Genomic DNA, 14001 nt, shown 5'->3' with positions numbered 1-14001 from the left:
GAATTTAGTGAAACACCTCTGAAAGACTTTTTGGTGCTGCAATCTCGCAAACTTGTCTTTTCCCGCGACTTAGTTTGCCACTAATTCTTTTCGTTCTTACACTAAATTTATTGCTTTTACCAAGATAACCGAGTCCAATCTCGGAAGATACTATGATCAGTGTGTTAAGATGTGCGTTCACAGCGAAAGACTGCAAACGCCACCACCAATAAAACACTGGGGCTAGTATAGCAGTCTTTCAGGCTTTTGTTAAATTCTTCACTTGCGAGAAAAAACATGTCTGCAAAGATTACCACCTCCGCTCAGGACAATACCTGTCTTGACAATGCAACCCTTTCTACCAACTCCACCACTCCTGCTTCAAAAGTAGCAAAGACATCTAAAAAAGCATCATCTGCTAAGAAGACTTCCGCTAAGACTTCTACCACAACCTCATCAACCAAGAAGACTTCCGCTAAGACTTCTACCACAACCTCATCAACCAAGAAGACTTCTGCTAAGACTTCTTCCTCAACCTCATCAACTAAGAAGGCTACCTCTAAGAAAACAACTAAAGCCGCTCCATCTGAGAAAGTAATTGACTCAAAAGCCGCAGAAAATACTGTATCTACCAACGACGATGCTGCATTGTTGTTGCAGAAGTCAATTCAACTGGCTGCTCCAGAGATTTTACCTGCTCCTCCACTGATGTTTGATGCCAATGAGGTCTTATTCACTAAAACCAATGCAGAAGAGATCAAGCCAGCAGAATTCATTGAAGATCAGCTGTATTGCAACTACGGGGCAAACTCGCTTGTTGAGCTTGCCAATGCACGTAATGAGTCTATAAGCGGTAAAGCTCCAACAAAGATTACTTTGGCAAAGTTTAAGAAAGTCGCATCCAACATTTTTGTCTTGGCCTTAGATATCGCTAAGTTCGAATATAGCGGCTTCTTTGAGATTACCGATAATAATGGCGACAAGCCAGAGGTTGAAGGCTTTTATATTGCCTTTAAAGTCCATGATCTTGATGAGATCTTTTCCGCTCTTCCTCGTGGTTGCCATATAGTCTATGAAGCATGCAGCACATCAAATTGGTTAGGTGGCGAAGCTAGGAAATATGGTCTTTGTCCTCATGCCTACAATGCTTCTACAGTATCAGGCTTTCGTAATGCAGATAAGAACGATAATCACGATGCTCGTGCAATTTATCAAACATATCTAACATCTCTCATTTGTGGCCCAACTACAGATATCAAAGAGGTCGTGCTTAAAAATGAGGATGAAGCAGCTCTTGCCAGTCTTCTTACACTTAAAGAACAAAGCACAAAGAGCCTAACTATGGCAAATAATAGGCTTAAGGCGTACCTTAACGAAAGAGGTTACAAGGTAGCTCCGCAAGAAAGTCCAATAATGTATGCGAAGCATTTGATAGTAACTACGATTCTCGCATCTAACGCTAGAAACCTGCTTCTTAAAGATAATGAACAAGAGAATGATCTTCTTGAACATGAGTTTGACTCAAGAGTCCATAATCTAATCATAAAAGATCCAAGCTTTTTATCTCATATGCTTGAAGCAAAGATGAGCATTCACGACGTAGTAAAGATCAATACAACGCACATCTATTTAAAGGACTTATACAACTGTCTAAAGATTGACTCACAAGTGGATGCATCTATTAAGCGATTCGCATTTTTTGACCTATTGGCCCATGATCTTATGGCTGTTAAAGGTATTGGACCTACACTTGCAACTGGAATACTTGCACACGTCGCACCGCTTATTAATGCAGATCTTTCAAGAAAGGCTATTTTAAAGTACGTAGGCTGCGTTCCAAAACATACTGGTACTGGCGGTGTAACCGTTCAGCTAGGCATTAGTAAGAGAGGCTTGCCTGAGCTAAAAAGATGTCTTTACCAAGCTTCAATGAATATTTTAAATGTTCATTTGAAGGCATGGAAAAAGTCCAAAAAGGAAGGTTATGAAGTACGCTCATGGGTTATTGATAAGGTAATTCGTGGAATCCCTAATAAGAAGATTGCTGTGTCAATTTCTAATAGACTTTTACAGATAGCAATCATCATTCTTAAAGGTAACAAGTATGATCAGAACCTTGATAAACACCTTGTTGTAAGAGTGTTTAATGACAGCAAGCAAGAGTGGGTTCCTTTAGCTCCTCCTAAAGTAGTTCCGTCATATGTACCAGAAATGCATCATAGCTATGATGTGCCTTGGTATAAAGGCGATGATAGCTACATTAGGTACGAAGCCAAAAAACCAGTACTTTTAAGCCTATCTCAATACAATCAGTCATTAACATTAAAAGAGCGTGACAGCTTAATCAAAGAGCACAAAAAGAGAATGAAAACTGTGGAAGCCGGAGCCGCAATCTCAGGCGCAAAGTTAGAGGCTAATGCTAAGAGAAAGAAAGCAAAAGCCTCGACTGCTGGAAAGACTACCAACAAGACTATATCAGAGTTGAAGTCTGACGACCTGCCTGACCTTTAGTGCAGGCTGCCAGCGTATGCCGGCCCACACCATTTGGCTCACTAAACTATAGGACACGACATACCGTGTAACCAGATTAAGCAAAGTATCGGTCGGCGGGTCCCTTTGTCGGACCCGCCGACCCTTTCCCATTGTCACTGCTACATATCTATGTCAAGGCTACCCTACGGCGCAGCCTAAGCGGCTGCGGCCTTGACATAGATATGTAGCAGTTAACCGCCTCTTTCGGGAGGCCCCATAAACTGTTGCATAAGTCTCTTTTTTCGTATCGATCACCAGAACACTCGGAATTCACATTCTTAAAGTCAAATCTCGAGCGACTTAAGCTACAACCAGGGCTCATAAACGGACCAGTCGTTGACACAGATCCTTTAATTATTGTCAACAATAAAGACATACCATAGAGTCGTTCCGTAAGAGAACTTTCGCCGTCCCAAATGAGTCAGCAAAGATGAACTTATCAACCAAGCATGTATCAATAACAACTGTTTGCGAAAAGAAGAATAGCTAACACTAGACATTCATGAAGTCGGATCTTGTATTGGTACAGAAGGAATGTGCTATGGTTTAACCAGTCTTAGAAGCATATAACTAGAGCGCTAATTTGATCCTGGTGCATTAAGCGCCACAGGGATCGTGCGCCCAAAATTTGACCAAACTTAACTAAATCTAAGCCCTCATATGAGAGGCATTACATAGGTCATGTTGTTCTAAGACTAGGCTATGCCGACACAATAGCACATGGTTGAGAAGTTATTTTTTGCAGTAGTATTGTCGCCAATTTTTACGTTTAAAGACCCTATCACAGTACCCTACCAAAACCATTAAGCGGCCGTAATATTAGCCTGGCATCAGCCAGCGCTTCGCTTATATATGCGCATTTTGTATGAAGAGAGAATATCTGCAGGTACGCTCTCTCAACTTAAGCAGCACTAACGTGCTGTATTTTTAAAAGTGGTTTCGCAGCGGCAATGCTTGCCGCTGCTGCAACCATAAATGTTGCATGAGCCGAGAGGGGCTCATGCGCTTTTGTAGATTTGACGCTCAGAATCGCGTCAAATCTTTTGCTGCTGTTCTGGCACGCTATCTGCTGTATAAAAAGTACTTGACTGGATGATTTGTTTCACATAGGCTCAAATAAGGGCGATACTATCAGTTTCGGCCTTGTAAACCTTCAGTTCTCTGCTGCTGCACAAAAGGCTGGTATTGCAGCAGGTGAGTTTGTAGATCAAGCTGCTGCTGATAAGGCTTTCGTAAAGGCTGCTAACGGCGATACTATGAAGGTAAACTTCACTGGCGCAGGCATGGCGGCTAATATTATTGATTATATGGATAAGATGATTGGCTACGTTGATAGTCAGCGTGCCGATTTAGGTGCCATCCAAAATCGTCTTGAGAGCTCTATCCGCAACCAGTCAAACGTTGCTGCTAACGAAGCTGATGCACGCTCACGTATTCGTGATGCTGACTTTGCTGAAGAGTCTGCTAACCTTTCACAGCAGTCAATCATTCAGCAGGCTGCAGCCTCTATGCTGATGCAGGCTAACACCCGTCCTCAGCTGGGCTTAAGCCTCTTAGGCTAGTCAATTCTTTCTTACGACTAATTAGTTAGTCAAAAGCCCCAGAACCTTGACAGGTACTGGGGCTTTTTCGTTTTTGCGCAGTATTTAATATGCCAAGAATAGCGTACATGGTCTGCTCAACTTTTCACATGCTTAGTGAAGAGCGATTTAGCATGCAAAGAACTATTTACTACATGAGCTTTTGGTCTTGTGTCACGAGTTTGGTAGAGGGATTTAGCATGCAAAGAATTGCTTACTACACATGCCTTTTGAAGTTAACGGCTATTTGCACAGTAATTCTTTGCAAAGAATTATGTACTACGTGCGCTCTTTAGGATGGGGCACATGGTTGGCGGAGCGATATATTTGCAAAGATTGGCGTAGTACTTGGGCATTTGGTATGGGTACTGTTGCTACCGAGTTAATATGCAAAGATTTTTGAGACGCTGATAAGTTGTAGTTAGGCTACTGTATGGGTATGTAGATTTAGGAAAGAGTGGTGGTTTTTTGGATTTTTGCGAGAGGCGTTTCACAATATGCTAATATACTTGTGTAAAATATCTTAACTAAAAACTAGGATACTAGTAGTCAAGTATTGTGCTATGTACGCTGTTATGTAGGGTTTACTCAGATGAACCTTGGTTGCGATAATGTCGTAATTAGGCTTAATTGCGTGATTTTGCTATAATTGATAAAGTTTGTTGATGTACTAAAGAGAACTGCTTTTACTTACATTGATTGTGGTTATGTAAAAGTAAGTGAATAATCAGCTTAACTAGTAACTAGTATACTAGGCGACAGGTGTCGACATATCGGCTTGATTCACTTTGGTAGTGTGCCATCTTCAGTTGTGGAAGCCTTTGAGATCTTAGTATTTTGAAAGGTATATAGACCTTTGTTGTACTTACTATTTGATCTTTGGCTTTGCTAAACATGGTAGCTATCACTAGTAATACAAAGAGGTTTTGTAATGTCAGTTGCAGGAGTTCACAATCTTCCAAAGCTTAGACTATCGCCAAAGAAAGTCATTAGCCCACAAATTCACGACTTCCTGCGTAAGCAGATTACTGAAACCAATTTAAAGCCTGGCACCATTCTGTCTGAAAACTCTCTTTCAGAGCACTTCAACGTCTCCCGTCAGCCAGTACGTGAAGCCTTAATGCGTCTTAGCTATGAAGGCTTATTATCTGTACTGCCACAGCGCGGTTCTATTGTTGAGCACATCTGCATTAAAGAGCTCTACCAAACTGTATTTGTTCGTTGCGCTATCGAAAAAGAGTGCGTACGCAACTTTGCAAATCTTACTGATGCCGAGAAGAAGAGCCACTTAGAGACTTTAAACAAAGTGCTGAACATGCAGCGCAATGTTGTTAAAGACAGCAAGTTAAAGTCCGAGTACTTGCGTTTAGACGACCTTTTCCACAAGAAGCTTTGCTCTATCTCAGGTGCTGATATGGCCTGGGAGACTGTACAGGGAATCAAGGGACAGATGGATCGTATTCGCTTCTTATCCTTTGACTTACGTGGCCACACTGATGGGATTACTAACGAGCATCAAGAAATCTATGATGAACTCGCTAAAGACAATCTTGATAAGGCCATTGAGCTGTTACATATCCACCTGCATAAGATCTTAGATACCCACAAAGATATAATGCGCAACTTCAGCGATTGGTTTACTCCAGAGTCTATCGCTTTAGTAACTGGTGGCGCTGATTTTGAAGATGACAATACCTACGTATCTGTTGACGAGGAAGACGATATCTAGGCACTTTGGCGGCATGGACTTGCTACTAAAAAGCTAAAGTCTATGCCCTATTTATCCAAAGCCCCAACCACATAACCTAGTCTTTTGGGTCATTCGTGCCATCATGTTGGTTGGACTATCAGCTCCTTGCTGCATCTCGTTGCTACATAGCGTTGTGCATCTCTTTATTGCACATCTTTACCGCATATCTTTGTATTTCTGACCATGCTATGCACTGTCATCTTTGATGCATAGCATTGGCTTTTAGCCTAACAAGTCCCCTGTGCTCTTACCTTCTTGCTAGTCTTATCTTCTTTGCGGTCTTATCTTCATAGTGACATACTTTGCAATGGCGTATGACTTTCATCTTTCTGTCTTACTTTAGCGTTCGCATAGCGCATCATAGAGTGCGCGTATAGCGCTCTCTATTAATTTAGCACTCAATGTACGTAAATGCTTTAAATGTCGCTGTATGAGCGTCTAGGCAATCTCTTTCGTGGTTTGACCGAGTGTGGGCGTTTTAGTTTATTGGGGTTTTGGTGGGCATTTGTTGTTTTTTGTTGTGCGTGTAAAGACAGCAAAGCCTGCTCGATGGCAGGCTTGAGGGGCTGAGCGTTAGTGCTTAACTTTGTGTTTAGCATTTATGTTTAGCTTGGCTCAGCTTAGTTTTCTGGTTCGAACCACTCTGAATACTGCTGACGAATTGAGACATGGGTTTGCATGATCTCGTGCAGGTGATAGCGTAACAGGCGCTTAGCCTCTTCAATATCACCTTTATCGATGGCCTTAACTACCTCTTCATGTTCGGCAATAAGCTTCTCAATTGGCGAGATCGGGTGATCTGAGCCCATAGCTAAATAACGAATACGATCAAGCTGTCCTTTAATCGATTGAATGGCATCCCAAGTCATAGAGCAATCAGAGAAAGAGCAGATGATTTCATGGAACTTATCATCAATAGGCAAAAATGATGAGGCTAAGTTACACGGATCTACTTTCCTACGCTGATCATCGAGGTTGTTGTGCAGTTTTCTTAAGGCTTTAGACAGCTTAGCTGGTGGCAGATTGCTGATGTTATCCAAAGATGCACACTCTAAAGCTTCACGAATAAAGACCACGCTCTTGAGATTGGCTACAGAAATACGCTTAACCACAGTACCTTTTTGCGGAATGATGGTGATAAGTCCGTCATGCTCTAAAGTGGTTAAAGCCTCTCGAACTGGCTGACGGGAAACATTGAAGTGTTTAGACAGCTCATTTTCAGAAATGCTAGTACCAGGAGAGATCGAAGCTGTAGTAATGATATGTCTCAAGAAAGTATAGATCTGTCTTGAGATAGTTACTTTGTTGTTGATCTTTAAAGAAGGAAGCTCAAGATTGCTCATTTGATTGTCCTAATAGGCTAGGCCATAGTGAATGTGCCGTACTAGGCAACACAAACCGTAAATTAAAGTTAACCTTAAAGAGCGTCTAATCCTAGGCTCTAGTACTGATTCTTAGCCCTTTCTCACAATAAAGACTCAAATATCCTTACTTTTAGCTTGATGAACATGTGTCATTAACAACTATATAGCGCTGAGCGCGTACATTACTTTGCTAAAAAGGTGGCAAAGAGCCTGATACGGGCATGGTTAAATCTTGCTGACTTAAAAACAACAAGCCCCCGATAAGTTTTTATCAGGGGCCTGTAAGTCGTAATGACTATAGGCTTGAGAAGCTTTTAATTAAGCTTACTCAAACTAGTACATTAAACGCGCTTGAACAGCAGAGAGCCGTTAGTTCCACCAAAGCCAAAGCTGTTGGAGATTGCATAGTTAATCTCGTGATCGATAGCCTTGTTTGGAACTAAATTGAACTGGCCTACTTCCTCAGCTGGGTTCTCTAAGTTGATAGTAGGTGGGCACTTCTGATCACGTACAGCAAGAACAGTGATGATTGCCTCAATAGCACCTGCAGCGCCTAATAAGTGACCAGTCATAGACTTGGTTGAGCTCATTACAGTCTTAGCAGGAGCCTCACCGAAGATAGCCTTAGCTGCACGCAGCTCAGAAATATCACCAACGTGAGTTGAAGTACCGTGAGCGTTGATATAACCAATCTCTTCTGGCTTAACATCAGCATCGCGTAAAGCGTTAAGCATAGCGCGACGTGCACCCTCACCATCTTCTGGGGTAGCGGTCATGTGGTAAGCATCGCCAGACATGCCAAAGCCAACTAACTCAGCATAGATCTTTGCGCCACGTGCCTTAGCGTGCTCGTACTCTTCTAATACGAGAACACCAGCACCATCACCTAATACGAAGCCGTCACGGCCCTCATCCCAAGGACGGGATGCCTTTTCTGGCTCATCGTTACGGGTGGATAATGCCTTTAAGGCAGAGAAGCCACCAATACCCATTGGGGTTGAAGCCTTCTCAGCACCACCAGCTAACATTACATCAGCATCACCGCAAGCAATCAGACGAGCTGACAGACCGATAGCGTGAGTACCGGATGCACAAGCAGTTACAGAGGCCAGGTTAGGACCCTTTAAGCCCTTAAGAATAGATAAGTGGCCAGAAACCATGTTGATGATGGTTGATGGAACGAAGAATGGGGAGATACCCTTAATGCCCTTCTGAGCTAAACCATTAATGTTCTGCTCAATTAAACCTAAACCACCAATACCTGAGCCAATCATTACGCCCATGCGCTCGGCATTTTCAGGAGTAACCTCAAGCTTAGAATCTTCAAAAGCCATCAGACCAGCAGCGATACCATACTGGATGAAAGGATCCATCTTACGCTCGTCTTTACGAGTAATTCCGAAATCCTCTGGATTGAAGTTCTTAACCAGGCCGGCGATCTTTACCGAAAAGGCGCTGGTGTCGAAATGCTCAATGGTTGAGATGCCACTCTTTCCTGCGAGTAAATTCTGCCAAGATTCTTCTGCAGTGTTACCCACCGGGCTTAACATGCCAAGACCGGTCACTACTACCCTGCGCTTTTGCACCGTTAATGCCTCCAAAATAGTAATTGCTAAATTGTTATATTGCAGCGCTCCGGCCTCGTCTACCCATTAAGAATTGGTAGGATACCGAAGAATACAGGTTTTAGGCGCTGCCTATAAAACATATTTCTTTGTACAAGCAACTTGCAATGCTCTATGTTAAGACTGAAGCTTACAATCTTGTACAAGCTCTTACAGTCATAGGACATAGAATTGTACTTTGAGCAGTCAATATTGACTGCAAACATCACACATTACCACACAATGGCCTTATGCTCAATTACTTAGAGTAATGATAATACGATATCTATGCGTCAAAGGCGTATACAGCGCGTTTAATTTTGTAGAGGGAATAGACTAATCGAACAAAACCAACACATGCTGTGATTTTTAATGTGTAGCAACTTATGAATAGTTATGGTGTTGCCTTATATTTCTAAGGCCTATAAACAAAACAAGCAAGCCGAGGCTTGCTGTTTGTATGAGTAACAGACGGTACAGCTAGGCTGTACCGCTGCTAATACTTAAGCTGCTAGAGCAGCGCAAGTATTACTCCTGGTGTGACTTGATGTAGTCGATAGCTGCTTGAACAGTGTTGATCTGCTCAGCTTCCTCATCAGGAATCTCGGTCTCGAACTCTTCTTCCAGAGCCATTACGAGCTCTACAGTATCTAAAGAGTCAGCGCCCAGATCATTGACGAATGATGCCTCAGGAACGACATCCTCGGCCTTTACGCCTAACATGTCAACAATAATCTTCTTTACGCGTTCTTCAATGTTGTTATCGCTCATTTTTTCCCGTCAGAGTGCTTAGCACTTCTGTCCTTAGTAAGTGTCATCCAACACAATGTTGGAGAAAGAAATCTGACTGTAGTAGGCATAGGCAATAAAGCCTAGCTACTCTATCACATAGGTGGTATCAAGAGCCATCAATAAAGACGGCCAAGATGTAAATCCGCTCTAGACAGTCAGAACCTAGCCAAACTGTTCTCAACACCGGTTACCGACTGGCTGGCCCGTACCGGAAATACCGGATGTTGGGCTGACACAACTGCAGCTCGACAAACAAGGCGGTTGAGTAGTTGCACTCTTAACTGAATAAAACCATAGATTCTTTTTCAGTCAAGAAATCGCAAGAACTGTTCGATGCTGATTATATACAAGAACATTCCGCTTGAATAGTGTAAAGCCCTGAAAAATCGGCTATTTTTGCTTAATATGCCGTTGTTCACACTAACAAATGGGTGTAGCTAAGGTCCTAGCGCTAACTAGAACCTAGACTGACAGTTCTCATCAGACATCTATCGCACCCTTAAAGTATGACCACTTTAAGAAGTGTCTTTCAGACTTGCTCTAAAGCTTGATCGCACTACCGCATGAGTGCTCATATTGAGCAATATCTTACGGTTTATACTAAGCCTAATCACAATACTTTGGCTAAATTTGTATAGAACTATGCGAGCTTTGACTCAATTCCAAAGACAAAACTTAGCAAAATCTCTAAATCATGATCTTGATCAGTGACTAAAGCATTTTGCTTTGCATACAGACACATAAATAAAAACTTAATTAGCTAATATCCTGTGCCCTTGAATTTTCCTTGCAGTCCCAAAGTTAAGGGGCTGTATTGCCATATTACTGTCAATCAGGCTTAAAAAATTAGACGCAGTACATACCGCCGTTTACATCAATGGTAGTACCAGTGATGTACTTAGCACCATCAGAAGCTAAGAAAACAACAGCATCAGCAATGTCGTCAGCGCTGCCCATAGCACCAAGAGGAACAGCCTTTAATAACTGCTCCTTGATCTCGTCTGATAAAACAGCAGTCATGTCGGTGGTGATAAAGCCTGGAGCTACGCAGTTAACAGTTACGTTACGGGCAGCTAATTCCTTGGCAAGAGACTTAGAGAAGCCAATGAGACCTGCCTTAGCAGCAGCGTAGTTACACTGACCAACATTACCAGTCTCACCAACAACAGAGGTGATGTTGATGATGCGGCCATTGCGCTTCTTCATCATGCCGCGCATGCACAGCTGGCAAAGCTTAGAAACGGCAGTCAGGTTGCAAGAGATAACCTGATCCCACTCCTCATCCTTCATACGCATGAAGAGGTTGTCACGAGTAATACCAGCGTTGTTAACTAAGATATCAACAGTGCCGCCAGCCTTCTCTTCAACAGCCTTAACAAAGTCTGCAAAAGTAGCAGGCTCTAAAGAGTTTAAGACCATACCGTGGCCCTTGCCGCCTAAGTACTCAGTGATTGCCTGAGCACCAGACTCTGAGGTAGCGGTACCAATAACAGTTGCGTTTAATGCTGCAAATGCACTTGCAATGGCCTTACCGATACCACGGCTAGCGCCAGTTACTAGAACAACCTTACCTGCAAAATCCAGATTAATCATGTTCAATGTCTCGTGAATGAAAATTTGAATCTTAAAGCATCTTGGCCTTAACTAAGCCTAGGTTAAATCCTAGGCCGTATTACATTTTTGCTCAGATGCTTATGTGAACCTTAACTTAGGCGTTGAGGCTCTCAATAACCTTGGCAATCTCTTCAGCGCTTGCGATGTTGCCAGTAACAAAGCTCTTGTCGATCTTACGGTTAAGACCGGTTAATACCTTGCCTGGACCAACTTCGATTAATGCCTCGATGCCGTCTGCCTTCATCTTCTGAACAGACTCAACCCAACGAACAGAGCCGATGAGCTGCTTGATGAGGCTATCAACGATGTCAGCCTTAGTAGTAATGGCTGAAGCTAATACGTTTGCATATACAGGGATGGAAGCATCTTTAAGATCAAGCTTAGCTAAAGCATCAGCAAGCTTGTCTGCAGCGGACTGCATCATTGGGCAGTGTGATGGAACAGAAACTGGAAGAGCTACACAACGACGTGCGCCCTTAGCAGCAAAAGCCTCACCTGCGCGAGCAACTGCATCCTTAGCGCCGGAGATTACAACCTGACCAGGAGTATTGAAGTTAGCTGCCCAAACTGCGTCACCGTCCTTTGAAACCTCAGCACAGGTTGAAACGATAACGTCGTCTTCTAAACCTAAAACAGCCATCATAGCGCCAACACCAGCAGGAACAGCCTCCTGCATAGCCTGACCACGCAGACGAACTAAACGAACAGCATCAGCAAAGTCTAATGCACCTGCAGCAACTAAGGCACTGTACTCACCTAAGGAGTGACCAGCACATGCCTTAGGAGCAGCGTCGCCTAAAGCGGCCTTGAAAGCGCGGAATGCTGCTACAGAGGCAGTTAAGATTGCTGGCTGAGTAATTTCAGTCTTGTTGAGCTCAGTATCTGGACCTTCAAGAACGATCTTCTTTAAGTCGTAACCAAGAGCCTCGTTAGCCTCTTCAAAGGTTTTAGCCACGATAGCATCTGACATGAATGACTCAAGCATGCCAACTGACTGAGAACCTTGACCTGGGAAAACAACTGCAAATGACTTCATAGTAACAATTAGTGAACTCTCAGGAAAAACCTAATTGCCCACATTACTCCTGTCAAATTGATGGAAAAGCATTACTCAATGTATAAACACCATGTCTCGCGACATCGACCGCTTTGCAAAAGGTAAGGTTTGCAAAAATGCAGCTTCTACACTGAGCCAACCCTTAAACATACCATATAAAGACATCATTGAATGCGATGCAAACAACACTTATAAAGATGAGTCAAATGGGAATGATAAGAGAAGGGAAAATGTTTACTGATATGTTAAACAACGCAGCTTAAACGCCTATTAAGTTATTAAGTATCGCCAATGGCACATTAACTTATAAGCTCTACAACTTTATGCATTGAGCCAAAGATGTCCTTATTTAAAAGAAAGCTGCGTTTTAATATCTTACGTCAGATGACGTAATGAAATCTTGGATGTATCGGGCCTATAAGGCAGATACTTAGCCATTGTGATTAGTAGCGAACTAAGGCTGAGCCCCAAACAAAACCACCGCCGAATGACTCAAGCAGTAAGTTTTGTCCACGCTGAATGCGGCCTGAACGAATACCCTCATCTAAAGCTAAAGGTACGGAGGCTGCTGAGGTATTGCCATGCTTATCTAAGGTTACGATAACCTGAGACATGTCAAGCTTAAGCTTACGAGCAGTGGCGCTAATGATACGTAAGTTGGCCTGATGAGGAACGAGGAAATCGAGATCTTCTTCCTTAAGACCAGCCATATCTAAAGTCTCTTTAACGAGATTAGAGAGCATAGTAACAGCGTGCTTAAATACATCGTTGCCCTTCATAAACAGATAGGCATCGGTATTTGGGCAAGTGCCGCGCTTGGCGTATGGCAGACATAATAAATCGCCACGAGTTGGATCTGAGGAGAGCTTAACTGCAAGAGTGCCTGGCTCTTCAGACTGACCAAGAATAACAGCGCCCGCGCCATCACCAAAGAGGATGATGGTACCGCGATCAGTTGGATCGCAAGCATGGGATAAGGTGTCAGAACCAACTACTAAAACATTCTTTGCCTGACCGCATAAGATCATGTTGTGAGCAACGCTATAGGCATAGCTAAAGCCAGCACATGCTGCAGCTACGTCAAAAGCAGGAATCTCTTTGATGCCTAAAGCTAAGGCAATCTCACAAGCAGTTGATGGGAAGGCATTTTGCGATGAGGTAGTGGCGCAAACCACTGCATCAATGGCGCTAGCTTCTAAACCTGCAGCTTCCAAAGCTTTGAGGGCAGCTTGGGATCCCATATAAGAAGCAGTCTCTGTATCAGAGGCAACTCTTCTTTCATGGATACCGGTACGCTCAACAATCCACGTATCGGATGTTTCAACCATCTGCTCTAAATCAGCATTTGTTCTAACCTGCGCAGGCAAATAGCCGCCGGTACCTAAAATCTTGGTATACAAATGTCTCACCACTCTCGGTTGGCAACAAAAACTTCGACTGAAACCGTACATTGTGCCATTTTTCGTAAGAATTTAATAGCCCAAAAGGAAAAAACTCAGCTACTTTTCGCCACAAGGCCTTATAAAAACTAGCAACTTAACTAGCTTATGCAATTGTAATACAGCAACAAAAGCTGTCCGTAGTTAACTAGATTAACTCTGACATTGGGGAGTTGTGTCTATAATTTAAGAATGGCATATAAAAGACAATTATCTTTTTATAGACTCAGCTGCTCAGTGCTATTAAGCTCTTAAAAAGCAGGCTTGAGCGCAGAACGTTACCATTACAT

The 14001-nt window shown here is 42.9% G+C and carries 9 protein-coding genes; 3 read left to right on the top strand and 6 right to left on the bottom strand.

Features of this window, described 5'->3' with window-relative positions; all coding sequences use genetic code 11:
* Positions 1-276: 276 nt before the first annotated feature.
* The 3 genes from RDO37_RS03110 (at position 277) to RDO37_RS03100 (ending at position 5820) form a co-directional block, all read left to right on the top strand.
* On the top strand, positions 277-2490 hold the full coding sequence (locus RDO37_RS03110; RefSeq protein ID WP_308498067.1) for a transposase: 2214 nt from the start codon (positions 277-279) through the stop codon (positions 2488-2490).
* A 1118-nt stretch (positions 2491-3608) separates the two neighbouring features.
* Entirely contained in the window at positions 3609-4073 is a 465-nt protein-coding gene (locus RDO37_RS03105) for a flagellin (RefSeq protein WP_308498066.1), read from the top strand.
* 949 nt (positions 4074-5022) lie between these two features.
* The gene (locus tag RDO37_RS03100) at positions 5023-5820 is read left to right on the top strand and encodes a GntR family transcriptional regulator (RefSeq protein ID WP_308498065.1); all 798 of its coding nucleotides are present in this window, start codon (positions 5023-5025) and stop codon (positions 5818-5820) included.
* A 641-nt stretch (positions 5821-6461) separates the two neighbouring features.
* On the opposite strand, the gene RDO37_RS03095 is transcribed toward RDO37_RS03100, so the two are convergent.
* From RDO37_RS03095 to RDO37_RS03070, 6 genes are all read right to left on the bottom strand, one after another.
* Positions 6462-7184, bottom strand: a complete 723-nt coding sequence (locus RDO37_RS03095) for a GntR family transcriptional regulator (RefSeq protein ID WP_027939394.1) — start codon at positions 7182-7184, stop codon at positions 6462-6464.
* A gap of 362 nt (positions 7185-7546) precedes the next feature.
* Positions 7547-8791, bottom strand: coding sequence for a beta-ketoacyl-ACP synthase II (gene fabF, locus RDO37_RS03090; protein WP_027939395.1), 1245 nt, complete (start codon positions 8789-8791; stop codon positions 7547-7549).
* A 546-nt stretch (positions 8792-9337) separates the two neighbouring features.
* Positions 9338-9580, bottom strand: a complete 243-nt coding sequence (gene acpP / locus RDO37_RS03085; RefSeq protein WP_027939396.1) for an acyl carrier protein — start codon at positions 9578-9580, stop codon at positions 9338-9340.
* 867 nt (positions 9581-10447) lie between these two features.
* Complete coding sequence (gene fabG, locus RDO37_RS03080; protein WP_308498064.1) at positions 10448-11194, bottom strand: 3-oxoacyl-ACP reductase FabG; 747 nt, start codon at positions 11192-11194, stop codon at positions 10448-10450.
* Between the two features lie 115 nt (positions 11195-11309).
* Positions 11310-12251, bottom strand: coding sequence for an ACP S-malonyltransferase (fabD, locus tag RDO37_RS03075; RefSeq protein WP_308498063.1), 942 nt, complete (start codon positions 12249-12251; stop codon positions 11310-11312).
* A 464-nt stretch (positions 12252-12715) separates the two neighbouring features.
* Positions 12716-13672 carry a beta-ketoacyl-ACP synthase III gene (locus RDO37_RS03070; RefSeq protein ID WP_281710418.1) on the bottom strand — a complete coding sequence of 319 codons (957 nt, stop codon included), beginning with the start codon at positions 13670-13672 and terminating at the stop codon, positions 12716-12718.
* Positions 13673-14001: the final 329 nt, after the last annotated feature.

Origin of the sequence: uncultured Anaerobiospirillum sp., from assembly GCF_902485895.1 — a bacterium.
Classification (GTDB): domain Bacteria; phylum Pseudomonadota; class Gammaproteobacteria; order Enterobacterales; family Succinivibrionaceae; genus Anaerobiospirillum; species Anaerobiospirillum succiniciproducens.
The sequence above is the reverse complement of the archived record's forward strand: the minus strand, read 5'-3'. Positions and strand labels throughout refer to the sequence as shown.